The organism is uncultured Pelagimonas sp. (assembly GCF_947498515.1).
Taxonomy (GTDB): Bacteria; Pseudomonadota; Alphaproteobacteria; order Rhodobacterales; family Rhodobacteraceae; genus Pelagimonas.
In genome coordinates, this window is the sequence record NZ_CANMKO010000019.1 from 1 (window position 1) to 24688 (window position 24688).

A 24688-nucleotide genomic window follows, 5' to 3' on the forward strand; every position below is an offset into this window, starting at 1 on the left:
GCGCTCCGTTCGTCTATCGGTTAGGACGCCAGGTTTTCAACCTGGAAAGACGAGTTCGATTCTCGTACGGAGTACCACTTTTTCAACTCCTCACTAAATTCTCGATGAATTGCCCTGATGGGCCGTTTGCGACCGAGTTGCCATCAGGCTTGCAGCCCAGTTCCTAAAGGTCGTCCCGTAGGGATTTCCCGAGATCGACCATGACGGTGAGGTCTTGGAGGTCTTTGACCGCGCCGGGCCGGCGCAGAGTTAGGCCATCGGGGTTGCGAATAATCACCGGAACCGCCTCGGTTTTAGTTGTGCTGCGGATGTCAGCGAGGGTGACGTTTTTGCGCAAGGTGTTCATAGCGGTTTCTTGGCCGGGAGTGGCCATGACAACGCCACCGGGATCGCCGGCGGTGTCTTCGTCAATGCGAAGATCGAATCCTGTTTTACCCAACGCGTGCAGCGTTGCCTTGAGCGAGGCTTGGAGGATTTGCTGTCCGAAGGCACCACCGGCTTGCATCATGGCGACGCTTTTCTCTGGTAAGGGCATGCCAAGCACGGCTTCACCCTCGGGCAAAGCACCATGCGGGCTGTGCCATTCCACACGGCGATGCGTCATGCCATCAACGGCCCCATCGCCCGAAAAGATGATTTGAAGCGTCCAATCGTCCTTGAGATCGCGAAGCCGCGTTGTCCCGGTTTGCGGATCCTGAGAGTAGCGCCAACCTTGGGCCCGCGCAAATTCTTGGATTTTTTCTTCGCTTTGGCCGCCGCGTCGTATGGCAAGGGCAATCAGGCCCGACCCGATGAGGCTTGCGATGACCAATATTGCGATGACCGAAATGTCCATGTTGCTGCTCCTTGGCTGTCTGGGTTGGATATCCAAGGATTGCAAAGGTGTCAGGTCAGGTTTTCCAGCACCCGCGTCTGCGCCCTTTGGCGATGGTTTGGGACGTGAGGAGTGGCCTATCCGAGCCAATCTTGGCGTTCGACCGCATCCAACAGGACGAGCAGATCGGATTCTAGTTGGTCGCGGCTTATCGGACCGCCGAGGCAAATACGCAGCGCCTCGGGGGCCGTGTCGAGGGTGCAAAAAGCATCAGACGGCATAACACCGATTTGAAGGCCTCGTAGACGCGACAGGATGTCGGCGCGGCTGGTGTCTTGGGGAAGGGTAAGCCAAATGTTGTAGGCCTCTGGCGCGGAAGTGAGGGTGAGGTCGGGCAAAAGCTGGGTCGCCATGTTTTGGCGGGCGCGGGCTTCGTTGCGCAGAAAGGATTGCAACGCCGTTGCGGTGCCATCCTGAAACCAACGCCCAGCCAATGCGAGGCTAAGCGGCGACGACATGACGTTTTGGGCGCGCAGAGCTTGGGCAAAGCTGGCCATTTGGCCCCGGGTCGGGACGCTGACATAGGCCAGCCGCAATCCGGCCCCGAGCAGTTTGGACAGGCCCATCACGTGCCAAGCCAGACCGGGCAGGAGGCTGGAGATTGGTGCCGGGGCATCTTGGGCCGTGAAGAGATAGGCATCGTCTTCGATTAGCGGCAGGTCGTGCATTTGCAGCACTGCGGCCACCTCTCGGCGTCGTTTGGCGGGCATTGTCCGGGTTGTTGGGTTTTGCAGCGTTGGATTGAGATACAGCGCAACCGGGCGGTGGGCGATGATCAAATCAGAGAGTGCTTTGGTTTGAATGCCGTCGCCGTCGGACGGAACCCCGATCAGGCGCAGGCCAAGTTGGGCTGCAATGGCGCGTATGCCGGGATAGGTGAGGTCTTCGCACAGGACCGTCAGACCGGGATCAGCCATTTGCGAGAGGATCGCGTGGATCGCCGCATGAGAGCCGGGGGCAATGGCAAGGCGCGCCGGGTCTTGGGTCAATCCGTTTTGCTCGAGCCACATCACGCCGGTTTCCCGGTCGGCGGCCAAACCGGTTGTTGATTGATAGCGCATCAAGCTGGGTAATTGCGGGGCGAGGGCGATAAAGCCAGCCTGCATTTGTGCCAACAGGGCCGGATCGGTCGGTTCGGGGGGCATGTTCATGCGCGGGTCTTCTTCGACCAAACGCGGCGCGGCGCGGGGTTGGGAGGATGCGGTGACAAAGGTGCCGCGCCCAACAAAGCTTTCGGTGTAGCCACGCCGGGTGGCCTCGGTGTAGGCGCGCGATATGGTCGAAAAGTCGAGACCCAAGGCCTGGGCCAAGGTGCGTTGCGGTGGCAGGCGATCACCGGGGCGCAGGGTGCCCGCGGTAATATCGGCGTGGATGGCTTCGGCGATGTCGATGTAGATCGGGGTGCCGGAGTCGCTTAGGCTTGGAGTCCAATGGGTCATGGCAGGGCTTTTGCCGGAGCTGCGACACTATTGCAATCAATTTGTATGCATAATGATTGCATTCAATTTTGTGAAGGTTTATGAGGCGATCATGATTTCAGGAGTGACCCTAGGAGAGTCTCCATGTCGGATGTGAATAGTGCTGTCGAGCCGCAAGAGCGCAATATCAAACGGGCCATCGGGCGGGGGCTTTTGCTACGCTGTCCGGAGTGCGGCAAGGGCAAGGTTCTACACAGTTATCTGAAGGTAAATGAGACCTGTGATTGCTGTGGGTTGGAATTGCACAAGGCCAAGGCGGATGACGGTCCGGCTTATCTGACCATTCTGATTGTCGGGCATATCTTGGCCTTTGGTTTGCACTATTCGTTTGTCACCTATCGGCCGGAACCGATGACCATAGTGTTGATCGGATTGGCGTTGACCATGAGCAGCAGCTTGTTGTTGTTGCCCCGAATGAAGGGTCTGATAATCGGATTTCAATGGGCCAAACGGATGTACGGACTCTGATCCTGAAGACCGTTAGGATGGCGCGCGCCGCGGGCGGGTGAGGGGGTCAGCCCCCTCTTGTCGCAGACGACAATTCACCCCCGGGATGTTTTCGGAAATAAGAAACCGAGGGGCTTTGGCTGATGTTTGGGTTTGGAAGTGGGTTCCGAATCTTTCGAAATGACCAGAAATAATTTGCGTTTTTGTTCGCTTTGCGTAAGTTGATGGGCATCCCAGAGTTGGGGTTGCCCTTTTCTGTTTCTGGTAACCATCTGAGAAATAGTCAGTTTTACCAGTGCATAATGTCTACTAAAAAATTAGTTTGACAGCGCGCGCCGCAATGTGACACCCATAATACAGCCAAGGGTGAACATCCGCGGCATTACATTCAGGGAGGAGAGAAAGATGCGGAAGTATCTTTTCACCGCCGTTGCAGCGTCCGCTGTGATTGCGGGAACAATGGGGCATGCCGATATGGCAGCGGCCCAAAAATGGATCGACGAGGAATTCCAGCCGTCTGTCCTAACCAAAGACGAACAGAAGTCCGAACTCGACTGGTTCATCTCGGCGGCGGAACCGTTCAAAGGCATGGAAATCAACGTCCTGTCCGAAGGCATTCCAACGCACAGCTATGAATCCGAAGTTCTGACCAAAGCGTTTGAGGAAATCACCGGCATCAAAGTCAATCACCAGATTCTTGGTGAAGGCGAAGTTGTGCAGGCGGTTCAGACCCAGATGCAGACCAAACGGAACCTCTATGACGGCTACGTCAATGACTCCGATTTGATCGGCACGCACTCGCGTCTTCAGCTGGCCTATAACCTGACTGACCAGATGGCAGGCGATTGGGCGGGCACGACATCGCCAACTCTTGATCTGGCCGACTTTATGGGCAGCCAGTTTACAACCGGCCCCGATGGCGACCTGTATCAGCTCCCGGATCAGCAGTTTGCGAACCTCTATTGGTTCCGCAAAGACTGGTTCGACCGCGCCGATCTGCAGGAACAGTTCAAAGCCAAATACGGCTATGACCTCGGTGTTCCGGTCAACTGGTCCGCGTATGAAGACATCGCCGAATTCTTTAGCAATGATGTCAAAGAAATCGACGGTACCGCAATTTATGGCCACATGGATTACGGTAAACGCGCGCCTGACCTTGGTTGGCGTATGACCGATGCGTGGCTTTCGATGGCTGGTGCCGGTTCCAAAGGTGAGCCAAACGGTGTGCCAATCGACGAATGGGGCATCCGCATGGAAGCCGGTTCGTGTAACCCAGCGGGCGCAAGCGTGTCTCGTGGTGGGGCTGCAAACGGCCCAGCGGCTGTTTATGCGATCCGCAAATGGGACGAATGGCTGCGTGCTTATGCGCCTCCTGGTGCGGCGTCTTACGACTTCTATCAGTCACTGCCAGCCTTGGCGCAGGGTAATGTTGCTCAGCAAATCTTCTGGTACACCGCGTTTACAGCGGACATGGTCAAGCCACAGTCCGAAGGCAACAACACGGTTGACGAAGCTGGTAAGCCCTTGTGGCGTATGGCACCTTCGCCACACGGCCCATACTGGGAAGAAGGCCAGAAGGTTGGCTATCAAGACGTTGGTTCTTGGACATTCCTGAAATCCACACCGTCAGAGCGTGCTCAGGCCGCATGGCTCTATGCGCAGTTCGTGACATCCAAAACTGTTGATGTGAAGAAATCCCACGTGGGTTTGACCTTCATCCGCAACAGCTCGGTCAACCACGACAGCTTCTCTGAGCGTGCTGAAAACCTTGGTGGTCTGGTCGAGTTCTACCGCTCGCCCGATCGTGTGGCATGGTCGCCAACCGGTGTGAACGTTCCGGATTATCCGAAACTGGCACAAATCTGGTGGCAGCAGATTGGCGACGTGAACTCGGGTGCCTTTACTCCGCAAGAAGCGATGAACCGTCTGGCCGAAGAAATGGACATCACCATGGCCCGTATGCAGCGCGCAGACGAGCAGGCGAATGTTTATGGCGGCTGTGGCCCACGCCTGAACGAGGAAAAGGATGCAGAGTATTGGTACGCCAATGGCGGTGCCAAGCCTCCTTTGGAGAACGAGAAACCCGCCGGTCAGACCGTCAACTATGACGAGCTGGTTGCACGTTGGGCGTCTGAGTAACTCCTCCTGACGCAGGCCGCGGTTCCTCCATCGCGGCCTGCTCACTCACTCCCTCTTGGCTCTGGTTCTTGCGCACAAGGATTGGGGCCAGTTTCCCCACTATTCACCGCCCGTGCCAACCCATCCCCCCGGGGGCATAGGTGAAAGGAGTAGCGCCTTATGGCACTCGAACTCAGACAGGTGACCAAACGGGTTGGCGGCGATCTGCACATCAAACCTGTGTCCCTGACCCTTGAGACTGGTCACTTTAACGTTCTTCTGGGCGCAACTGGATCTGGCAAGACCTCGCTTATCAAGCTGATGGCCGGCCTTGATCCTATTGCAGACGGCAGCGTGATGATGGATGGGACCGACGTCACCAAACTTAGCACGCAAAAGCGCAAGATCAGCCTCGTCCATCAGTTTTTCATCAATTACCCGCATATGACCGTGCGCGAAAACATCGCCTCGCCGCTCAAGGTGGCGGGCATGGCGAAATCCGAACTTGAAGGCCGTGTTGAAGAGGCCGCCAGCCTATTGCAATTGGGCCCGATGTTGGATCGTCGTCCGCATGAATTGTCCGGTGGTCAGCAACAGCGCTGTGCGCTAGCCCGCGCGATTGCCAAGGAGAGCCGGGCGGTGTTCCTCGACGAACCCCTTGCAAACCTTGACTATAAGCTGCGCGAAGAGCTGCGGGCGCAATTGCCCGAACTGTTCGCCGGGCGCGGGGCCGTTGTGGTTTATGCCACGTCGGAACCCGAAGAGGCGCTGATGCTTGGCGGGGAAACCGCGTTGATGGATGACGGGCGTGTGACGCAATTTGGCACAACCGCAGACATCTATCGCAACCCCGAAAACGTACAGGCGGCGGCGGTTTTTTCCGATCCGCCCATCAACACCGCGCCTGTGGTCAAGCAGGGCGATCAGGTGATGTTGAACGCCGGTGTGAGCTGGTCCGTGAGCGGCGCGGCAGCGGGTTTGAGCGATGGCGATTATACCATCGCAATCCGCCCCCATCACGTGTTGCCAGTGGCCACAGATCACACACAGGTTCGCATGTCGGGCCGGGTGCAGGTGACCGAATTGACCGGATCCGAATCCAGCGCCCATTTCGAAATGGGGCAGGGGTCGTGGGTATCACTCTCTCATGGCGTGCATCCCTACGAGGTCGGCGCGCTACATGAATTCCATATGAACCCATCGGAGTGCTACTTCTTTGCACCCGACGGCACACGGGTGGCGTAACATGGCCAAAATCACTCTCTCAAAACTACGCCACAGCTATTATCCCAATCCCTCTAGCCCCTCTGATTATGCGCTGAAAGAGATCGATCTGGATTGGTCGGATGGTGGGGCCTATGCGTTGCTTGGGCCGTCTGGTTGCGGCAAGTCTACCTTGCTCAATATCATCTCGGGCCTGTTGGTTCCGTCCGAAGGGCGCATCTTGTTTGATGGTCAGGACGTGACCGAACTCACCCCGGACAAACGCAATATCGCGCAGGTGTTTCAGTTCCCGGTGATCTACGACACGATGACGGTTTACGACAATCTCGCCTTTCCGCTACGCAATCGTGGTCGAGACGAAGAAACGGTGCGTGCCCGCGTCATGGCAATTGCCGAGATGCTTGAAGTCACTGACATGTTGGATCAAAAGGCCGCTGGTCTTTCCCCCGACAACAAGCAAAAGATTTCCATGGGCCGTGGTTTGGTGCGCGAAGACGTCAATGTCGTGATGTTTGACGAACCACTGACTGTGATTGACCCACATCTGAAATGGAAGCTGCGCAGCAAGCTCAAAGAGCTTCATCAACGCGTCAAAGCCACGATGATTTACGTGACCCACGACCAAACCGAAGCGCTCACCTTTGCCGATCAGGTGGTGGTGATGCAGGACGGCGAAGTGGTTCAGATCGGCACCCCGGTTGAGCTTTTTGAACGTCCTGCTCATACCTTTGTTGGCCATTTCATCGGCTCGCCGGGCATGAATGTTCTTCCCTGCGAGGTGCAAGGTGGTCAGGCCCTATTGGCCGGTCAAGCAGTCCCACTAGAGGGGGCCATCACCGGCACGCCTAGCGGCAAGACCGAGATTGGCGTGCGACCCGAGTTTGTCACCATCGGCGATGCCGGTCTGGCGGCAACGGTCACCAAAGTATCCGACCTTGGTCGCCATATGGTTGTTGAATGTGATCTTGCGGGCGCACGCGTTAACGCCGTCGTCAACGGCTCGGCCCCGGACAAAGGTGGAACCGTTCACTTGTCGTTTAGACCCGATCAAACCCGGCTTTATGTCGACGGCTGGATCGCAACCCAAGCGCAGGAGGCTGCGGCATGAAAACCGAAAACAACAAAGGCTGGTTCTTTGTCCTGCCCGTTTTGATCCTTGTGGCGTTTAACGCGCTGATCCCGATGATGACGGTGGTCAACTATTCGGTCCAAGAGACCTTTGGTGACAACGTATTTTTCTGGCAAGGTCTTGATTGGTTTGAGCAAATCCTGCGCTCTGACCGGTTCCACGCGGCGCTTGGCCGTCAGTTCCTATTCACCTTTCTGATCCTGATTATCGAAATCCCGCTTGGCATTGCCATCGCGCTTGCCATGCCGCGCAAGGGGTTTTGGGTGCCGGTTTGCCTTGTCACGATGGCGCTGCCGATGCTGATCCCATGGAATGTCGTCGGCGCGATGTGGAACATCTTCACGCTGCCCGATATTGGCCTGTTGGGGTATTTCTTTAACCATGTTTTGGGCATCGAGTATAACATGACCCAAAGCCCACTGGCCGCTTGGATGACGATTGTCACCATGGATGTGTGGCACTGGACGTCGCTTGTTGTGCTCTTGGCCTATGCCGGTCTAGTGTCGATCCCCGACGCCTATTACCAAGCCGCCAAAATCGACGGTGCAAGCAATTGGAGCGTCTTCCGCTACATCCAGCTACCCAAGATGAAAAACGTTCTGACCATCGCGATCTTGTTGCGGTTCATGGACAGTTTCAACATCTACACCGAGCCTTTCGTGCTCACCGGTGGCGGCCCCGGCAACTCGACCACGCTGCTTTCAATCGATCTGGTGAAAATCGCCCTTGGTCAGTTTGACCTCGGCCCGGCGGCGGCCATGAGCCTGATCTACTTCGCAATCACCCTTTTGGTTAGCTGGCTGTTTTACACGCTGATGACCAAAGACGACCTGAACTGAGGACTGATCATGCAAAAACGATCCATCGTCCCCATCGTCTATATCCTTTTCCTGCTGTTGCCGATCTATTGGCTTGTGGCGATGAGCTTTAAGACGACCAATGAAATCCTGTCCGGGTTTTCGCTTTTCCCCCAGACCTTTACGCTGGAAAACTACAAGGTGATCTTCACCGATCCCACGTGGTATTGGGGCTATATCAACTCGATCATCTATGTGTCGTTGAACACGGTGATCTCGGTGGCAGTGGCGCTTCCGGCGGCCTATGCCTTCTCGCGCTACCGGTTCCTTGGTGACAAACAGCTGTTCTTCTGGCTGCTCACCAACCGCATGGCTCCGGCTGCTGTTTTCGCGCTGCCCTTCTTTCAGCTCTATTCGGCTGTGGGCCTGTTCGACACCCATCTCGCGGTGGCTCTGGCGCATTGCCTGTTCAACATTCCGCTGGCGGTATGGATCCTCGAAGGCTTCATGGGCGGTATTCCCAAAGAGCTCGACGAAACCGCCTTTGTTGACGGCTATAGCTTCCCGCGCTTTTTCGCGACGATCTTTATCCCGTCGATCAAGGCCGGGGTCGGCGTCGCGGCGTTCTTCTGTTTCATGTTCTCATGGGTGGAACTGCTGCTCGCCAAAACGTTGACGGCGGTTTACGCCAAGCCGATCGCCGCCACGATGACCAAAACCGCCTCAAGCGCGGGTTATGAGTTGGGGCTGCTGGCGGCGGCGGGGACTCTGACAATCATTCCGGGCGCAATCGTGATCTATTTTGTCCGCAACTATATCGCGAAGGGCTTCGCGATGGGGAGGGTTTGATATGCTTTCATGGATGGCATGGACCTGGCCAACGGCTTTGGTTTTTATCGGAATTTTCAGCGCGATCGGGGTTCTGACGTTTTTGGAAATCCGCCAACCCGGAGGGGATGAGCGCAAAGGCGTGCTCGGCTTGACCACAACCCGAGGGGATCGCTTGTTCATTGCCCTGTTGGGCACAAGCTACATCTTTTTGGCGTGGCTTGGGCTGGTGGGGCAACCGGTCTGGTGGCCGCTGTTCATCTCAATCGGCTGGGGCGTTTTCTGCTTCTGGAAGGTCTAGCCCAAAACGACACCGGTGCGCTGACGGGCGCATCGGCCCTCCTTTCATCTCGCTTGATAAACTCCGGGGGTGAATGGAGCCATCAGGCTCCAGAGGGGGCTGGCCCCCCGCACCCTTTGACTAAAGAAATAGTTTTGAGCATGAGTGATGTTCGTATATGTTCGCCTGAACACCTGATTTGACCGGAAACCAACGCAAATGCGCAAGAAACACGACAAATCCCTTCTGACCGAGGTCGAACTCGAGTTTATGAACGTGATTTGGGAGCTCGGCCAAGGCACAGTCCGCGAGATCCACGCCAAAGCCAATGAGGCTCAGGAACGCGCATACACATCGGTGGCGACCGTGCTCAAAATCATGGAACAGAAAGGGTTCTTGACCTCTGATCGCAAAGAGCGGTCCTTGGTCTACAAGCCCTCGGTGCCAAAGGCAGACTATCAAAAGGCAAGCCTTAAGAACCTATCAAGCAAGCTTTTCAACGATGCCCCTGCAACTCTGGTTGCGCGCCTTGTGGAGGACGAGGACGTGACCAATGAGATGCTCATGGAGATGCGGGCGCTGCTAGAGGAAAGGTTGGGGGAGGACAATGAACGCTGATGCTGTTCTGAATGCATATATCGACCTAAATCTGCTACTTGTAGTGGGTGTAACGGTCTGGATGGGGCTCCGATGGGGCCTGTCGAAATCAAAGCTGGGCTTTGAGTTCATCCGTCAAAAAACGCTTTTGACATGGATGATTGCCGGTCTTGTTGCCGCGCCTTTTGTGGCGGATGGCTTAAACGGCACCCTGATCACGCAAGCGCCGAACCTAAGTGACATGTTGGTGGCGCAATACTTGTCTGGCAATGTCAGCATGAGCGCGACAGAGTTCGAAGGGCTGCTTGGCGCACGCGAAAGCTTTGAGCGGGATGTTCTGCTTGGGCAATCGACATTGGCTCAGGCTCTTTGGGGCTTGCTGGCGATTGGGGCGGTTCTGTCTGTGCTGATCACCCTGCGCGCCGCTTTGAAACTGCGCGCAATTCTAAAGGCGTCTTATGTCTTGCGCCGTATCGGTCGCGTGCAAGTTCTTGTGTCGGAAACGACGCGGATTGCCTTTGCCACCCGTGGTTTGCGCAATCGCTATGTGGTTCTGCCGTCGGGGATGCTTCATTCCGGAACAGACTTGCGCATGGTCGTCGCTCATGAGTTACAGCATTTCCGCCATGGTGATGTGGAAACTGAGTTTCTGTTCGAGGCGTTGCGTCCGATCTTGTTCTGGAACCCTGCCTTTTTCATCTGGCGTCAGGAAATCCGCGCGATGCGGGAATATGCCTGTGATCAGGCGCTTGTTCGTCGCCACGGTTTTGATGCCCGCGCCTATTGCGAATGTTTGATCCGCGCCTGTGAAAGCGCAATTCAAGCCCGTCGGGGTGCACATCTCTCAACGCCAACGGTTGGTCTTGTTGACCTGCGCAATGCCCGCCGGGGCGCGACGCTGAAACGCCGGATTGTGGCCGCGACCGCGACCCGCGAGGTTGAAGATGCCCGTTTTGGTTGGCTGATGCTATTGGCAGCGTTGTTAAGCCTGAGCTTTGCTACGGCTTTGATGATCCAACGCCCGGCGGACTGGAGTCATGATCGGCTAATGTTGTCGACGATCGTCAATCTGGAACGCATGGCGGCGCGCAATGCTGCGCCTGTACAATCGGACCTACCGGCCGGTTTTGTGTTCTCATCCTACTGACCCTATTTTGTCTGCGCTTTTGTTGATAAGGTGCAGACAAAAGAGGCCGGGACATGAGCTATAAAGACATTAAAGCCGATGTATTGCGCCGTATCACGTCGGGCGACTGGCCACCGGGGCATTTGATGCCAAGCGAGCTTGAGCTTTGCGATGAATACGGCAGCGCCCGCGCCACGGTAAACCGGGCCTTGCGGGAGCTGGCCGAAGAAGGTGTGTTGGAGCGCAAACGCAAGTCCGGCACCCGCGTCCGCAGCGCCCCGAAACGGCAAGCGCGCTTTGATATCCCATTGATCCGGTTGGAAGTTGAAGGCCGAAGTGCGGTCTATCGTTATGCTCTGGTGGCGCGAGAGGCCTGTGACGCGCCAGATTGGCTGCGGGCGCGTATGGCGCTTGGTCCTGCGGATCGGGTGCTGCATCTAACATGTATGCATTTTGCCGATGGTCAGCCGTTTCAGCACGAGGATCGCTGGATCAACCTAGCAGCCCTGCCGCAGGCGGAAGAGGCGGATTTCGGAGCAGTTGGCCCAAACGAATGGCTTGTTGCGACGATCCCGTTTTCCGATGTTGAGATCGGGTTTGGCGCAGTGTCAGCAGAGCCGAATTTGGCGGCATTTATGGGATGCGCCACGGGCGAGGCGCTTTTCCAGATGGAGCGCGCGACCTGGTTTAACAGCCAGCCGGTGACCTACGTGCGAATGAGCTATCAGCCCGGCTACCGGATGCGCACACGCTATTGAGGTTTCGGGACGTCGCAACGGGCGCCCAAATTCCGTCGACGGAATTTGTCACCGCGTGAGACTGGCGTTGCGCAACGGGATGACAGCGCGGCGATAGGTTTCGCGGATTTGGTCGTGGGCAATATGGCGACCATCGCGTACCAAATGCCGCCCCGCAGACCAGACATCGGCCACCAAATGGTTTCCACCTGCAAAGACAAAACTGTCCAAGGCCGTATCGGGTGGCAGATCGGCCAGATCGGGATGGGACGTATCAAGCGCCAGAAGGTCGGCCCAGGCCCCGATTTCAATCCGCCCGCTGCCACGCCCGGCGGCCTGTGCACCGCCGCGCGCCGCAAGGTCCATCAAGCGCCGCCCGGTCGAGAGGTCAGCCGTGGCTAGGGCGGCGCAACTATGGTCTCTGAGACGTTGAGACGTATCGAGCTGACGCAGCTCTTCAGCCAAGGAAATGCGGATATTGCTGTCGGATCCGATGGCCATCGCCCCGCCATTCCCAAACCATCGAACCCCATCGAAAATCCCATCCCCGAGACTGGCTTCGGTGAGCGGGCACAGCCCGGCACTGGCTCCGGTGCGGGCCATTGCGCGGGTTTCACCTGCGGTCATCTGCGTCAGGTGGATGAGGCTCCAGCGCTCATCGATCGGTAGATTGTCGAGCGCCCATTCTACCGGGCGGGCGCCATAGGCGGCTTTCACCTCTGCAACCTCGGCCTGTTGTTCGGCCAGATGCATATGGATCGGACCACCCCTTGCCAGTTCAACAATGCGCGGCACATCTTCACTCGCAACGGCGCGGAGCGAATGCGGGGCGGTGCCGGTCACACAATCGGAGGGCAGCGCCGAGACCGCCCGGCGTGCACCGTCCAGTAACCGGGCATACCTATCCAGATCATTGCCAAATCGCACCTGACCAGCGGCCAAATCGCGCCCATCGCAGCCACCATATTGATACATCACCGGCAAAAGGGTGAGACCAATCCCAGAGGTTTCTGCTGCCGCAACAATACGTTGAGACATTTCAGATAGGTCATCATAGGGCGTGCCACCCGGTTGGTGATGCAGGTAGTGAAATTCGACAGAAGCCCCAAAACCGGCTTCGAGCATTTCCATCTGCACATAGGTGGTGATGGCTTGAACATGCTCGGGTGTGAGTTGGTCGAGAAAGCGGAACATCAACTGGCGCCAGGTCCAAAAGCTGTCCTGACCTGAGGGGCCGCGCGCTTCGGACAGGCCGGCCATGGCGCGTTGAAATGCGTGGCTATGCCCATTGGCCGGGGCCGGGATCAGCAGGCCGACCTTTGTTCCCATGGCCGGGGTGTCAGGCGCAATCGATGCAATCTTGCCGTGGTCCAGTGTGAGGGTGACATCGCTTTGCCATGTCTCACCAATCAACGCCTGCTTGGCCCAAACTGTGTCCATCTGATCTTGACTCATTTTCTTGACTCGCATTATGTCTATACATAAGCAATAAAAACTCACCCATACAAGCGGTAAAACCCGATACCCAAGAGGCCAAGATGCTTTTGACGAACTGCCATGTGGCAAGCCTGCACGGTGATACCCCCTATGGGGCGATCCAGACTGGTGCGATTTGGATGCGAGATGCCAAGATCGCCTGGGTCGGTGCGAAGGGCGATATTCCCACCGCCGCCAGAGAAGACGCAAGCGTTGATCTTGAGGGCCGTTTGGTGACGCCGGGCTTGATTGATTGCCACACGCATCTGGTGTTTGGCGGCGATCGGGCGGATGAGTTTGAGAAGCGCCTCAACGGGGTCAGCTACGAAGAGATCGCCCGTGCGGGTGGCGGGATTTTGTCCACCCTAACTGCAACGCGGCAGGCCAGTGAGGACGCGCTGTTGCAAGGGGCGCTGACCCGGCTTGATGCGCTGATTGGCGAAGGGGTGACCACGGTTGAGGTGAAATCTGGCTATGGGCTAGAGGCGGACACCGAGCTGCGGATGCTGCGGGTCGCGCGTCGTCTGGCCAAGCACCGTGATATCGACGTCCAGACAACCTATTTGGCGGCCCATGCGGTACCGCCTGAATATGCCGGGCAGGCCGTTGCCTATTTGGATGAGATTGTCATCCCAACCATGCGTCTTGCCGCGCAAGACGGGTTGGTCGATGCGGTGGATGGGTTTTGCGAAGGCATTGCGTTTTCGACCGCTCAAATTGCGCGGGTGTTTGACGCGGCCAAGGCGCTGAACCTGCCGGTCAAACTCCATGCAGAGCAGCTTAGCCATCAGGGTGGCACGGCTTTGGCGGCGCAGCAGGGCGCTTTGTCAGTGGATCATCTTGAATACGCAACGGCGGCGGATGCCAAGGCGATGTCGCAAGCGGGCAGTGTTGCGGTGCTTTTGCCCGGAGCGTTCTACACGCTACGCGAAACGCAAATGCCACCTGTCCAAGCCTTTCGAGATCACGATGTGCCCATGGCCTTGGCCACCGATTGCAATCCGGGCAGCTCGCCTTTGGCGTCACTTTTGTTGGCAATGAATATGGGCTGCACCCTTTTTCGGATGACCCCAGAAGAGGCTTTGGCCGGGGTAACACGGCATGCGGCGCGCGCGCTTGGGCTATCGGATCGCGGTGAGATTGCACCCGGACAACGCGCTGATCTGGCGGTTTGGGATGTGCAAAAACCGGCCGAACTCGCCTATCGCATTGGCTTTAACCCGCTTTACAAACGTATCAAAGGAGGCGTGGTGTGACGCTGAACCTGTTACCGGGGCAAACGCCCCTGTCTGACCTTGAAACTATTTGGCGTCAGGGGGTTAACCCGGAACTGAGCCGCGACGCAAAGCCCGATGTCGAGGCCGCCGCAGAGCTTGTGCGCCAAGCAGCGGCGGGCGAGGAGGCCGTTTACGGGGTCAATACCGGCTTTGGCAAATTGGCCAGTCTCAAGATTGCGGCCAAAGACACAGAGGCGCTGCAACGCAACCTGATCCTGAGCCATTGTTGCGGCGTCGGCGATCCATTGGACCGCGCCACCACCCGGTTGATGATGGCGCTGAAACTGCTGTCGTTGGGACGTGGGGCCAGCGGCGTGCCGTGGTCAACGATCGAGATGATCGAAGCGCTGCTCGAGCGCGGCGTGACGCCGGTGGTGCCGGGGCAGGGATCGGTCGGGGCATCGGGCGATTTGGCCCCGCTTGCGCATATGGCTGCGGTGATGATCGGTGCGGGAGAGGCCGAGTTCGACGGGGCAATTATGCCCGCAACCGAGGCATTGGCCAAAGCCGGGCTTGCGCCGATCACATTGGGGCCCAAAGAGGGGTTGGCGTTGATCAATGGCACTCAGTTTTCGACGGCCTGCGCCCTTGTGGGGCTTTGGGGGGCGTGGGACAACCTACGCGCCGCCTTGGTCACCGGTGCGCTATCGACGGATGCGATCATGGGCTCGACCGCGCCTTTGGTTGATGAAATTCACACCCTGCGCGGCCATGCCGGTCAGATCGAATTTGCCCGTGCTCAACGCGCGCTTTTAGAGGGGTCGGACATCCGCGAAAGCCACCGTGACGGCGACACGCGCGTGCAAGACCCGTATTGCATTCGCTGTCAGCCACAGGTCGTGGGCGCGACGATGGACCTACTGCGCTTTGCGGCGCGCAGCCTTGAAATTGAGGCCAACGCAGTGACGGATAACCCGTTGGTTCTTGTTGGTGAGGGGCGCATCTTGTCGGGCGGGAATTTCCATGCCGAACCGGTGGGATTTGCTGCGGATCAGATTGCCGTGGCCTTGTCCGAAATTGGCGCGATAGCCCAACGTCGGATTGCTCTGATGGTTGATCCGAGCCTGAGCTTTGATCTTCCGCCGTTCCTGACACCGGAACCGGGGTTGAATTCAGGCTTGATGATTGCCGAAGTCACAACGGCGGCTTTGATGAGCGAGAACAAACATCTCGCCAATCCCTGTACCACTGATTCAACTCCGACCTCGGCCAATCAAGAGGACCATGTCAGCATGGCAGCCCATGCGGCGCGGCGCTTGATGCGGATGAACGACAACCTGTCGGGAATTTTGGGTGTTGAGGCGCTTTGTGCCGTGCAAGGGATTGAATTTAGGTCACCTTTGCAGACGTCAAAGCCGTTGCAACAGGCAATGGCCGCCCTGCGCACCAAGGTGGCGACGCTTTCAGATGACCGATTTCTGGCACCCGATATCGCACGCGCGAGCGCAATGATCCAAAATGGCGAACTGGTCGCTGGTCTTGCGTTGCCGACATTGGAGGCTCAGCAATGACCCCTGTTTCTGTGATAGAGGGCAGCAGCCCGATCATCCTTGGCTTGCCCCACACCGGCACCTTTGTGCCACCCAATGTTTGGGCGGAACTCAACCCGATTGGGCGGGATTTGGCGGATACAGATTGGCACGTGGATCGGCTCTATGACGGCGTTGTCGACGGGCTAACCACGGTGCGCGCCAATTTTCATCGCTATGTGATTGATGCCAATCGCGACCCAAGCGGAGCAAGCCTTTATCCCGGTCAAAACACCACAACTTTGGTGCCGCTGACCGATTTTGAAGGCCGCGACATTTGGCAATCCGCGCCGGATCAAGATGAAATCGAAGCGCGGCGTGTGGCCTTTCATGCGCCCTATCACGTGGCGATGCAGGCTCAGATAGAGCGGGTTTTGGCCACGCATGGGGTTGTGATCTTGTTTGATTGCCATTCCATTCGCGGGCGCATTCCGTTCCTTTTTGACGGGCAATTGCCGGATTTGAATGTCGGGACGGATTACGGCGTGACTTGCGATCCTCGGATCGAGGCCGCCATGTGGCAGGACTGTCAGAACGCGCCCGGATACAGCGCGGTTTTGAATGGGCGGTTTCGGGGCGGTTGGACGGTTCGCCACTATAGCGCACCGGATCAGAATCGCCACACGATCCAGCTTGAACTGGCTCAATCCACTTACCTATCCGCCCAAACCCCGCCCTGGACCTATGACCCGGACAAAGCGGGCGCATTGCGCGAACAGCTTTCGCAAATTCTACAAACACTGGCCGATTTGGCCCCCACGTTGAAAGGCACATCATGAGCGATCCGCGCCACAACTCCCGCACCGTCATCGCCCCCACAGGGACCGAGATTAGCGCCAAAAGCTGGCTCACCGAAGCACCCATGCGGATGTTGATGAACAATCTGCATCCGGATGTTGCGGAAAACCCCAATGATTTGGTGGTTTACGGCGGTATTGGTCGGGCCGCTCGGACATGGAAGGATTTCGATCAGATCGTCGACAGCCTGCGTCGGTTGGACGAAGATCAGACGCTTTTGGTGCAATCGGGAAAGCCGGTTGGCGTGTTTCGCACCCACCGCGATGCGCCACGCGTTTTGATCGCCAACAGCAATTTGGTGCCGCATTGGGCCACGTGGGATCATTTCAACGAACTCGATAAAAAGGGTCTGGCGATGTATGGCCAGATGACCGCCGGATCGTGGATATACATCGGCTCGCAAGGGATTGTGCAGGGCACCTATGAGACTTTTATGGAGGCGGGACGCCAGCACTATGGTGGTGACCTAACCGGGCGTTGGATTTTGACCGGCGGCCTTGGCGGTATGGGTGGCGCGCAACCCTTGGCGGCCGTGATGGCGGGGGCCTGTTGTCTGGCGGTGGAATGTAACGAGACAAGCGCCGATTTCCGTCTGCGCACCCGCTATGTGGATGAAAAGACCCATTCCTTGGACGAGGCGCTTGCGATGATCGAGGGCTGGACCAAGGCGGGGGAGGCGAAATCCGTGGCCTTGATCGGCAATGCGGCGGATGTGTTTCCCGAGATTTTAGAGCGCGGTGTGCGCCCCGATATTGTTACCGACCAAACCAGCGCCCATGACCCGATCAACGGCTATCTTCCACAGGGGTGGAGCGTGGCGGAGTGGCGTGCCAAGGCCGAAAGCGCCCCCAAAGAAGTCGAAGCAGCGGCCCGCGCCAGCATGAAAACACAGGTTGCTGCGATGGTCGGCTTTCATGAGGCCGGTGTTCCAACGGTGGATTACGGCAACAACATTCGTCAAATGGCTTTGGAAGAAGGGTTGGAAAATGCCTTTGCCTTTCCGGGGTTTGTTCCCGCCTATATCCGGCCGTTGTTTTGCAAAGGCATTGGGCCGTTTCGGTGGTGCGCCTTGTCGGGTGATCCCGAAGATATTTACAAAACCGATGCCAAGGTCAAAGAGCTTGTTGATGATCCACACCTGCACAATTGGCTTGATATGGCGCGTGAAAGGATCGCGTTTCAAGGGCTTCCGGCGCGGATTTGTTGGGTCGGTTTGGGCATTCGGCACAAGCTTGGCTTGGCCTTCAACGAGATGGTGCGCAACGGAGAGCTAAGCGCGCCGGTGGTGATTGGCCGCGACCACCTTGACAGCGGTTCGGTCGCCTCGCCCAACCGCGAAACCGAGGCGATGCGCGACGGATCGGACGCGGTGAGCGATTGGCCGTTGTTGAATGCGCTTTTGAATACCGCGTCGGGCGCGACATGGGTGTCGTTGCATCACGGTGGCGGCGTTGGCATGGGGTTTAGCCAACATTCCGGCATGGTGATTTGTTGTGACGGTAGTACCGATGCGGACCGCCGGATTGCCAATGTGTTGTGGAATGATCCGGCGACAGGGGTGATGCGCCACGCGGATGCAGGATATGATGAGGCCAAGGATTGTGCCCGCGAACACGATTTGGATTTGCCGGGAATACTGTGAGCTTACTCTTCGGGGGGCGTCGCTGGTTTCAGTGCTTTGTCCAATGCGGCCAAAAGCGCAGATCGGGTGACCGGTTTCATCAGACGGATGTCCTCGGGGCGTAGCCCGTTGCCATGAACGGTGGCTTCGCTGGCATATCCCGACATGAAAACAGCGGGCAAATCTGGGTTCAATTCGCGCAGGGCACGGGACAACGACGTGCCCTGAAGCGTGCCGGGCATGACGATATCAGTTAGAAGGAGGTCAAAGCCGGGGCTGCGTTGGAAAACTTCGAAAGCTTCATCCCCCGATGAGGCTGCAACAACATTGTACCCTGCGTTGGATAAAGTGGTGACCAACAGGTCAAGCAGCTCGGGCTCATCTTCGACAACGAGAACGGTTTGGCCGCCTTTTGTCAGGCTGGCGCGGTTTGCGGTTTTTTGCGCCTCACTCAGTTTGCTGGATTTACTGGTGGGGAAATAAAGCTTGAATGTCGTGCCTTCGCCGGGTTCCGAATAGACGCGTACCGTACCGCCAGACTGGCGCATGAACCCCAATACCATCGACAAGCCCAAGCCAGAGCCTTTGCCAGCCGGCTTGGTGGAGAAGAAGGGCTCGAAAATGCGGTTAATCGTCGACTCTGGGATGCCGCTGCCCGTATCTGAGATCGCCAAAAGCGTGTAGCGACCGGGCGGCACCTCTTCTCCGCGCTCAACAATATAGTCGTCATCAATGCGCAAATTGGCGGTTTCTATGGTCAGCTTGCCACCATCAGGCATGACGTCACGGGCATTGATCAATAGGTTGAGAATAGCGTTTTGCAGGGCGCTTTGATCAACTTCAATCGGCCATAACCCCGCGAGCAATGACACCTCTACATCGATATTTGCCGGAACGGTTCGCCCGGCCCAATTCTTGAGGTCGCGGACAATTTCGTTGAGGTCAATCACCTGCGGATTAAGCCGCGCCTTGCGGGCAAAGCTAAGCATGTTTTGCGTCAGATCTGCGCCCCGTTGAACAGATGAGGTGATTGAATCCAACATCGCCAATTGTTCTGTGTCTTGCGTTGCATCGCGCAGCATTTCGGCATTGCCAAGAATAACTGCCAGCAAGTTGTTGAAATCATGGGCAACACCTCCGCTTAGCTTGCCAACGGCTTCGAGCCGTTGAGATTGCGCCAGTTGGGCTTCAAGAGATTTGCGTTCAATCTCTGCCTCTTTGCGATGGCGGATGTCCTGTGCGGTAAAGCGAACAAAACGCCGCCCATCCAGTGGCAAATGGTTGAGTGTCAGTTCGCACATGACCGGCGCGCCTCGGGGGGGCAAAAGCTCTGTTTCGAAGATGCGCGTTTCGCCGCCAAGCGCGGCTAGAATATGATCTTGCAAGTTTTGCGTTGTGGCAGGATCATAAGAAACCGGTTCGGCAAAGAGGTCTAGATAGGTAGGCTTGCCTGTCAATTCATCGGCGCTGGTGCTGAACAACTCAGCGGCTCTGGGATTTGCGCGCACAAAGCTATTGCTGTCGACATCGTAAATCAAAATCGCAGTGGGCGAGTGTTCGATCAGCGCGTTGACTTCGTCATGGCTGGATTTGAGATCATCAAACGTGCTGGACCAATAGCTGCGCAGGCGGTCAGTGATATAGACGGCGGCATAGGTGACGTTGGTGAAAACCAATGCGAGGATGAGCCATGACATGAACTCTCTATTCTGGTCGGCCAAATTGGACTCGGAGTTGATGCCCCCCGACACATGCAAGTAGCCGACAATCAGAATGGTCAGAGCTATCCCGAATAGTGAAAAGATAGCGTTTTTGTAAGAGGATAGGACAACCAAAAACATCGGGATGAGCACGAAGGCCAGTAGGGCCGCGGCCCCCAAACCAAGGCGGAGCAACCCGACAACGCACCCGACAAAGAAAGCCGACATAAGAAAGCATGCAACGGTGCTTTGGGAAAACCGATGCCGGAAAGAAAGTGTGATCGTCATGACCGCAACGACGACAAGCTGGATCACGCTGTGATACATCGGCCCGTCAACCACAACGCGATAGACGTTGATCACCAGAGCAACAAAACTCAACAGGACTACGACGCGAAACAACGGGTCATAATGTGCTCTTAGGTTTTGTTGAAGTTCATCCCCCGGAATGCCGCCGCGAGTAATTGGCATGCTGCTAATTCTCTCAAAATTGTTTCGGGCACGCTAACGCAAAGCTGCTGTTCTCCAAAGAAAAAACAATCATGTGATGTTATTTGGTGCAGGGGGCCGTGTCTTTTGGGGTTAGACTTGAACCGCAATCTCCCTTTGGCACCATGTCCGGATTGAGCAGACATTCGCGGGCAATTCGACGGCCAGACCGTCGGCAAACCGGTCAAATTCTGCGCGGCTTGCAGGGCTGACTCCGACAAGGACGGGAATGCCTAAATCAACCGCCTTTCCAATTGCCGAGACAAAGCCATGTCCAGCGGCCTCTTCTGGACCAAATTTGTTGAGAATGAACAACTGTGCTTGGGCCAAGTCGCTGCTTTCAACTTGGGCAACGGCTTCGGCGATGGCGGATGGGTCAAGCCGACAGGCATCGGAACCGGCCCCGAGGTCTTGGGTGATCTGGATGATGTTGCCATCGGGCAAAACCCGGACCTTCATATCACAGCCGTTTTCGAACTGGCTTGTGTGGCGCATCTCTTTGACGATCCCGGCAAGGGAAATGCCGTTGTCCAATAGCGTTTGGGCCGTTTCGGCCAAAAGCCGGTCGGTTTCTCCTTTTCCAGCGGCGCTGACTACTGCGATTTTCATGGGAATGCTCCTTATTCTGCGGCTGTTGTTGCCGACCAATCCACGCCTCGCGCCCCGGTGAGAAACCCATCAGAGAGCCGCGCGGATGGATCAATTTCGGCCAATCTGGTCGCGATGTCCAATGGGTCTGCCCCGTCGATCAATGCGCGGTAGGTCGTGCAGATGTTCGCAAAACCAGTGCTTTGCGGTGACAGGCGCAGGGCAGAGACCCCGGTATCACGCAAAGCGGAGAGTTGAAACACCGTGCTGGCATAGGTGTCCGACAGGGTTTGCACACCGTTCATGGCCAAAAACGGTTTGTCGTCCATTGTCAAAACATCCAATCCATCGGGGTCGTCTTCGCAGGCAAATTGGCAATTGTCTTTGCTACGGCCATGCAAACGGGCGTGATAACAGCGGCCCGAGATTGCCAAGGGCAGGCGGCCATGGCCCCAAACCTCGATCGCCATGCCCAATTCCGCCCCGGTTGCACAGAGCACCTTTACCGAAGACAGCGGGAGTTCCGGAGGTAGGCAAACCCGTTTTGCGCCGCGAGAGGCCAACCAACGCAGGGTGCCCTCGTTATAGACATTGACCAACGGGCCAACGGCGAAAGCGGTTTCCGCCGGCAAGCTGGCGAGTGCGGTCAGGTCGTTGACTTCGACCATGACCCCCATTTCGGAAAGCTCGTCGGTCATTTTTCTTTCACGTTTTAAGGTGACAAGAGCAAGCGAGGTCAAGATCACCTCTTTGCCGGCATCCACGAGGGGCGAGATCGCCTCGGGGATGTCCTTTTGATAAAACGGCAGGCGTTTTGAGCAGACAAGTTCGCCCAAAACCACCCGGTCCACCGGCGTGGCGGCAAGCCCCTGATAAAGGCTGCTCCAATCCCCGGCCGACCAGAAGAATTGATTCGGTCCAACAGTCAGTTCCACGGTTTATCTCCAGGTCTTTTTATAGGCACCGGCGGTGGTGGCTCCGCCCTCAGAAAGGCGCGCCATCATACCCTTGGGCATGGGTTGACCGGCCTCAAGTGCGTCAACCGCAGCGCGGAAATTGCGCACCACCTGCGCCACATAGGACCGCGAGCGTTGCCGCCCTTCGATCTTGAGCGCGGTCACACCCGCCGATGCCAATTGCGGGATCAGCTGTTCGGCATTGAGGCTCACCGGATTTTCGAAAAGATGGGCGGTAAGCTCTTGGGCCTTAAAGCGCCCTTTGCACAGGGTGGGGTAGGGGGCCGGTTCGTTTTTACCAACGCGATGAATGGTATAGCCGCCCAATTTGGCATCAAGCGCGCCGCCGGTTTCGTGGTATTGCACATGTTCGGCGGGGGAACAGACACCGTTCATATTCGGGCTTTCACCGGTGGCATACGACGAAAGCGAGCAGCGACCCTCGGCCATCACACAAAGCCCGCCAAAGACAAACACTTCGGTTTCGACCTTGGTTTCGGCGTTGATGGCCTTGATCTCTGGGACAGATAAAACCCGAGGTAAAACCACGCGTTTGACTCCAAATTCATCGGCATAGAAGTTTATGATGTCGGCATTGGCTGCCGCCGCTTGAACCGACAAATGCAGGCGCAGATCGGGGTGCCTGTCGCGCCCATAGGCGAGCAATCCGGGATCAGCAAGGATCACCGCATCGGCCCCGGCGGTTTTGGCGTCGGTTATGGCGTTGTGCCAGATCGCTTCATCCCCGGCACGCGGATAGGTGTTGATCGCCACCAGAACCTTGGAGCCGCGGTGATGAGCAAAGGCGATGCCCTCGCGCATTTCATCGCGATCAAAGTTTAGACCGGGAAAGTTGCGGGCGTTGGTTTCATCGGCAAAACCGCAATAAACGGTATGCGCCCCGGCCTTGACTGCGGCACGTAGCGCGGCGGGGGTTCCGGCAGGACAGACAATTTCCATCACCATAATCCAGCCTCTTCGGATCGGTGCAAACAGACGCCAGTGCGCCGTTCGACAAGCGCCGAGAATTGACGCAAAGGGCCCGCAAGCGGGCCGGTGATCTGGGCCAGTTCTTCGGTCAGGTCCAATTCGGCGTCATCCACCGCGTTGCGCAGGGCAAGGGCGGCGGCGGTGTCGCCCTCGACCACCAAATCGCGGGAAAAGAATAGCGCATCGCCGTCATAAGCTCCATGAACAAGGCCTAGAAGTGCGGCTAAGGGGCCGCGAATAGCGACGTCATAGTCATCTGCTTTGCGCAGCATAGCCATGTTTGGCACACCGCGGTTGGGATGCAGGCGCAGCACAATCGGCAGATCGGTTGGATCAAGAATAAAACGGGCTTGATCGTGCTGCCCCAGACGCCGGAACAAGCCCGGATGCCGATTGGCCAGTCGGCGCGAATAAGCGGTCAGCGACCAAGACATCGAGGTCAGGGGCAGGACCCGCAGCAGTGCGCGCAGCGCCAAAGGCGCGCGCGGGATAGGGGGCGGTGTGTCTGATGGGGGCGGGTCGATATGCAAACCGGCTCCTTTCCTATCATAGGTAAAAGTTTTCACATTTGGCCTATCCCCGCGCTGAAGATGTGGGTTTGACAATCGTCAATTTTGGTGGGCAAAATTGCTGACAAGCTGGTGCCATTGCCCTTTCCGGAGCTAGAAAAGCGCCCTTTGCCCCCGTCTCCAACCCTGCGATCCCTTTTGGGATGGCGCGGTGACACGGATCATTTCAAGCAGATCAAGGCCCCTATGTCGGTCCGCCTATAAATGCTGGTGGTGCATTGCGCCGTGCCAAGAGCGTAAGGGCCGGTTTTGTTTTTCGGTCTCGCAGGTTAGGGGATGTGTCTCGCTCACAATAGCCGGTTGAAACCAACCGTTGTGGCCTTGTCTAGCCGATGTTGCATACGGCACTGGCGGCCGGTCTAAATCACGCGTTGCGCTCTGGTTCAAGATTTGGTGCAGGACGGCAGAGCAGAGGGTATGGCTAACATCCTAGTATACTGGCCGATGGGTAGCGAGCCGCTTTTCACCTGACCTGCGCCGAAAGCCTTGCTGGTGGAATTCAGTTTGGACCGATGCCCAAAGAACCGAGGTTGTTGATCAAAGCCAGCGACAAGAGGCGCGTCGTTCTTGCTGGTTTTGAGTGGCTGAGCGCTGTCAGGGATAGCCTGCTAGGGGGGGAGACGCAGCTGCAACCCGAAACTTTCGAACTGGCCCATTGTTTGATCTCGTCAGAGACGACCATGGCCTTTGGTGAGCCGTTCGGAACGGCCCCGATGTCGGTTCTGATTGCGGTAACATAGGGTGAATTGGCACGTTTTCAGTAGAGGTTTAGTCGGCGGAAGGTGTAAATTGTATTATTTTTCAATAACTTGAGTCCTGCGTCGAATTGGCGGAAATCTTCCAGTGTCAAAGTTGTTGCATTTGAAACGATCTTATTTCAGACTGATCTGGCAATACGCATCTGAACCACAGTAGCCTGATGGCACAAGAATCGCGGATGCGACAAATTTTGGCGGCCGATGGGCAGAGGAGCTTTGGCCCGCCGACACGAGGTCATAAGGGAGGAAATTATGACACTTCGCAGGACTTTCCTGAAGACGGTTGCTTTAGCGGCGATCAC

The 24688-nt window shown here is 57.0% G+C and carries 23 protein-coding genes and 1 tRNA gene; 16 read left to right on the plus strand and 8 right to left on the minus strand.

All coding sequences use genetic code 11. The features are described 5' to 3' along the window. Positions 1 to 2: 2 nt before the first annotated feature. Positions 3 to 77 (plus strand) — tRNA-Glu (locus tag Q1A43_RS21845). A gap of 86 nt (positions 78 to 163) precedes the next feature. Here Q1A43_RS21845 and Q1A43_RS21850 read toward each other — a convergent pair. Next, positions 164 to 835: a hypothetical protein gene (locus Q1A43_RS21850; protein ID WP_299938933.1), complete on the minus strand. Its 672-nt coding sequence runs from the start codon at positions 833 to 835 to the stop codon at positions 164 to 166. A gap of 116 nt (positions 836 to 951) precedes the next feature. Further along, entirely contained in the window at positions 952 to 2313 is a 1362-nt protein-coding gene (locus tag Q1A43_RS21855; protein WP_299938935.1) for a PLP-dependent aminotransferase family protein, read from the minus strand. Positions 2314 to 2436: 123 nt separating this feature from the next. On the opposite strand from Q1A43_RS21855, the gene Q1A43_RS21860 reads away from it, so the two are divergent. The 10 genes from Q1A43_RS21860 to Q1A43_RS21905 all read left to right on the plus strand — a co-directional run bounded on the left by Q1A43_RS21860 (position 2437) and on the right by Q1A43_RS21905 (position 11656). Then, positions 2437 to 2820, plus strand: a complete 384-nt coding sequence (locus Q1A43_RS21860) for a DUF983 domain-containing protein (protein WP_299938938.1) — start codon at positions 2437 to 2439, stop codon at positions 2818 to 2820. A gap of 384 nt (positions 2821 to 3204) precedes the next feature. Continuing rightward, positions 3205 to 4938: an ABC transporter substrate-binding protein gene (locus Q1A43_RS21865; protein ID WP_299938939.1), complete on the plus strand. Its 1734-nt coding sequence runs from the start codon at positions 3205 to 3207 to the stop codon at positions 4936 to 4938. A gap of 159 nt (positions 4939 to 5097) precedes the next feature. Continuing rightward, positions 5098 to 6162: an ABC transporter ATP-binding protein gene (locus Q1A43_RS21870; RefSeq protein WP_299938942.1), complete on the plus strand. Its 1065-nt coding sequence runs from the start codon at positions 5098 to 5100 to the stop codon at positions 6160 to 6162. 1 nt (position 6163) lies between these two features. Next, positions 6164 to 7249 carry an ABC transporter ATP-binding protein gene (locus Q1A43_RS21875; protein WP_299938945.1) on the plus strand — a complete coding sequence of 362 codons (1086 nt, stop codon included), beginning with the start codon at positions 6164 to 6166 and terminating at the stop codon, positions 7247 to 7249. Next, positions 7246 to 8109, plus strand: coding sequence for a sugar ABC transporter permease (locus Q1A43_RS21880; RefSeq protein WP_299930391.1), 864 nt, complete (start codon positions 7246 to 7248; stop codon positions 8107 to 8109). The genes Q1A43_RS21875 and Q1A43_RS21880 overlap by 4 nt, the downstream gene beginning before the upstream one ends. A 9-nt stretch (positions 8110 to 8118) precedes the next feature. Continuing rightward, complete coding sequence (locus Q1A43_RS21885; protein WP_299930394.1) at positions 8119 to 8916, plus strand: carbohydrate ABC transporter permease; 798 nt, start codon at positions 8119 to 8121, stop codon at positions 8914 to 8916. Between the two features lies 1 nt (position 8917). Then, complete coding sequence (locus Q1A43_RS21890) at positions 8918 to 9196, plus strand: DUF2160 domain-containing protein (protein WP_366944295.1); 279 nt, start codon at positions 8918 to 8920, stop codon at positions 9194 to 9196. Between the two features lie 198 nt (positions 9197 to 9394). After that, entirely contained in the window at positions 9395 to 9793 is a 399-nt protein-coding gene (locus Q1A43_RS21895) for a BlaI/MecI/CopY family transcriptional regulator (protein ID WP_299930401.1), read from the plus strand. Further along, complete coding sequence (locus tag Q1A43_RS21900; protein ID WP_299938949.1) at positions 9783 to 10919, plus strand: M56 family metallopeptidase; 1137 nt, start codon at positions 9783 to 9785, stop codon at positions 10917 to 10919. The genes Q1A43_RS21895 and Q1A43_RS21900 overlap by 11 nt, the downstream gene beginning before the upstream one ends. A 53-nt stretch (positions 10920 to 10972) precedes the next feature. Then, positions 10973 to 11656 (plus strand): UTRA domain-containing protein, encoded by a 684-nt coding sequence (locus Q1A43_RS21905; protein WP_299938952.1) that lies wholly within the window; start codon positions 10973 to 10975, stop codon positions 11654 to 11656. 48 nt (positions 11657 to 11704) lie between these two features. Here Q1A43_RS21905 and Q1A43_RS21910 read toward each other — a convergent pair whose 3' ends face one another. Continuing rightward, positions 11705 to 13075 (minus strand): formimidoylglutamate deiminase, encoded by a 1371-nt coding sequence (locus Q1A43_RS21910; protein ID WP_299938974.1) that lies wholly within the window; start codon positions 13073 to 13075, stop codon positions 11705 to 11707. Between the two features lie 98 nt (positions 13076 to 13173). On the opposite strand from Q1A43_RS21910, the gene hutI reads away from it, so the two are divergent. The 4 genes from hutI to hutU are packed head-to-tail and all read left to right on the plus strand — an operon-like array spanning position 13174 to position 18357. Then, positions 13174 to 14367, plus strand: coding sequence for an imidazolonepropionase (gene hutI, locus Q1A43_RS21915; protein WP_299938954.1), 1194 nt, complete (start codon positions 13174 to 13176; stop codon positions 14365 to 14367). Further along, positions 14364 to 15899, plus strand: coding sequence for a histidine ammonia-lyase (hutH, locus tag Q1A43_RS21920; RefSeq protein ID WP_299938957.1), 1536 nt, complete (start codon positions 14364 to 14366; stop codon positions 15897 to 15899). Before hutI ends, hutH begins: the two co-directional genes overlap by 4 nt. Beyond that, positions 15896 to 16696, plus strand: coding sequence for an N-formylglutamate deformylase (gene hutG / locus Q1A43_RS21925; protein WP_299938959.1), 801 nt, complete (start codon positions 15896 to 15898; stop codon positions 16694 to 16696). The genes hutH and hutG overlap by 4 nt, the downstream gene beginning before the upstream one ends. Further along, positions 16693 to 18357, plus strand: coding sequence for a urocanate hydratase (gene hutU, locus Q1A43_RS21930; RefSeq protein WP_299930419.1), 1665 nt, complete (start codon positions 16693 to 16695; stop codon positions 18355 to 18357). The genes hutG and hutU overlap by 4 nt, the downstream gene beginning before the upstream one ends. A gap of 2 nt (positions 18358 to 18359) precedes the next feature. Here hutU and Q1A43_RS21935 read toward each other — a convergent pair whose 3' ends face one another. From Q1A43_RS21935 to Q1A43_RS21955, 5 genes are all read right to left on the minus strand, one after another. Next, positions 18360 to 20507, minus strand: coding sequence for an ATP-binding protein (locus tag Q1A43_RS21935; protein WP_299938961.1), 2148 nt, complete (start codon positions 20505 to 20507; stop codon positions 18360 to 18362). 111 nt (positions 20508 to 20618) lie between these two features. After that, positions 20619 to 21134: a DUF2478 domain-containing protein gene (locus Q1A43_RS21940; RefSeq protein ID WP_299938964.1), complete on the minus strand. Its 516-nt coding sequence runs from the start codon at positions 21132 to 21134 to the stop codon at positions 20619 to 20621. Positions 21135 to 21145: 11 nt separating this feature from the next. Continuing rightward, positions 21146 to 22048 carry a U32 family peptidase gene (locus Q1A43_RS21945; protein WP_299938967.1) on the minus strand — a complete coding sequence of 301 codons (903 nt, stop codon included), beginning with the start codon at positions 22046 to 22048 and terminating at the stop codon, positions 21146 to 21148. A 3-nt stretch (positions 22049 to 22051) separates the two neighbouring features. Further along, positions 22052 to 23029 (minus strand): peptidase U32 family protein, encoded by a 978-nt coding sequence (locus Q1A43_RS21950; RefSeq protein ID WP_299938976.1) that lies wholly within the window; start codon positions 23027 to 23029, stop codon positions 22052 to 22054. After that, positions 23029 to 23625, minus strand: a complete 597-nt coding sequence (locus Q1A43_RS21955) for an SCP2 sterol-binding domain-containing protein (protein WP_299938969.1) — start codon at positions 23623 to 23625, stop codon at positions 23029 to 23031. The genes Q1A43_RS21950 and Q1A43_RS21955 overlap by 1 nt, the downstream gene beginning before the upstream one ends. 51 nt (positions 23626 to 23676) lie before the next feature. Between Q1A43_RS21955 and Q1A43_RS21960 the strand changes: the two genes are divergently transcribed. After that, the gene (locus Q1A43_RS21960; protein ID WP_299938971.1) at positions 23677 to 23832 is read left to right on the plus strand and encodes a hypothetical protein; all 156 of its coding nucleotides are present in this window, start codon (positions 23677 to 23679) and stop codon (positions 23830 to 23832) included. Positions 23833 to 24688: the final 856 nt, after the last annotated feature.

Bases quoted from the DNA above. Each gene is read 5' to 3' on its own strand.
- Q1A43_RS21850 (WP_299938933.1), bottom strand. From the start codon at position 835: ATGGACATTTCGGTCATCGCAATATTGGTCATCGCAAGCCTCATCGGG.
- Q1A43_RS21855 (WP_299938935.1), bottom strand. From the start codon at position 2,313: ATGACCCATTGGACTCCAAGCCTAAGCGACTCCGGCACCCCGATCTAC.
- Q1A43_RS21860 (WP_299938938.1), top strand. From the start codon at position 2,437: ATGTCGGATGTGAATAGTGCTGTCGAGCCGCAAGAGCGCAATATCAAA.
- Q1A43_RS21865 (WP_299938939.1), top strand. From the start codon at position 3,205: ATGCGGAAGTATCTTTTCACCGCCGTTGCAGCGTCCGCTGTGATTGCG.
- Q1A43_RS21870 (WP_299938942.1), top strand. From the start codon at position 5,098: ATGGCACTCGAACTCAGACAGGTGACCAAACGGGTTGGCGGCGATCTG.
- Q1A43_RS21875 (WP_299938945.1), top strand. From the start codon at position 6,164: ATGGCCAAAATCACTCTCTCAAAACTACGCCACAGCTATTATCCCAAT.
- Q1A43_RS21880 (WP_299930391.1), top strand. From the start codon at position 7,246: ATGAAAACCGAAAACAACAAAGGCTGGTTCTTTGTCCTGCCCGTTTTG.
- Q1A43_RS21885 (WP_299930394.1), top strand. From the start codon at position 8,119: ATGCAAAAACGATCCATCGTCCCCATCGTCTATATCCTTTTCCTGCTG.
- Q1A43_RS21890 (WP_366944295.1), top strand. From the start codon at position 8,918: ATGCTTTCATGGATGGCATGGACCTGGCCAACGGCTTTGGTTTTTATC.
- Q1A43_RS21895 (WP_299930401.1), top strand. From the start codon at position 9,395: ATGCGCAAGAAACACGACAAATCCCTTCTGACCGAGGTCGAACTCGAG.
- Q1A43_RS21900 (WP_299938949.1), top strand. From the start codon at position 9,783: ATGAACGCTGATGCTGTTCTGAATGCATATATCGACCTAAATCTGCTA.
- Q1A43_RS21905 (WP_299938952.1), top strand. From the start codon at position 10,973: ATGAGCTATAAAGACATTAAAGCCGATGTATTGCGCCGTATCACGTCG.
- Q1A43_RS21910 (WP_299938974.1), bottom strand. From the start codon at position 13,075: ATGGACACAGTTTGGGCCAAGCAGGCGTTGATTGGTGAGACATGGCAA.
- hutI (WP_299938954.1), top strand. From the start codon at position 13,174: ATGCTTTTGACGAACTGCCATGTGGCAAGCCTGCACGGTGATACCCCC.
- hutG (WP_299938959.1), top strand. From the start codon at position 15,896: ATGACCCCTGTTTCTGTGATAGAGGGCAGCAGCCCGATCATCCTTGGC.
- hutU (WP_299930419.1), top strand. From the start codon at position 16,693: ATGAGCGATCCGCGCCACAACTCCCGCACCGTCATCGCCCCCACAGGG.
- Q1A43_RS21935 (WP_299938961.1), bottom strand. From the start codon at position 20,507: ATGCCAATTACTCGCGGCGGCATTCCGGGGGATGAACTTCAACAAAAC.
- Q1A43_RS21940 (WP_299938964.1), bottom strand. From the start codon at position 21,134: ATGAAAATCGCAGTAGTCAGCGCCGCTGGAAAAGGAGAAACCGACCGG.
- Q1A43_RS21950 (WP_299938976.1), bottom strand. From the start codon at position 23,029: ATGGAAATTGTCTGTCCTGCCGGAACCCCCGCCGCGCTACGTGCCGCA.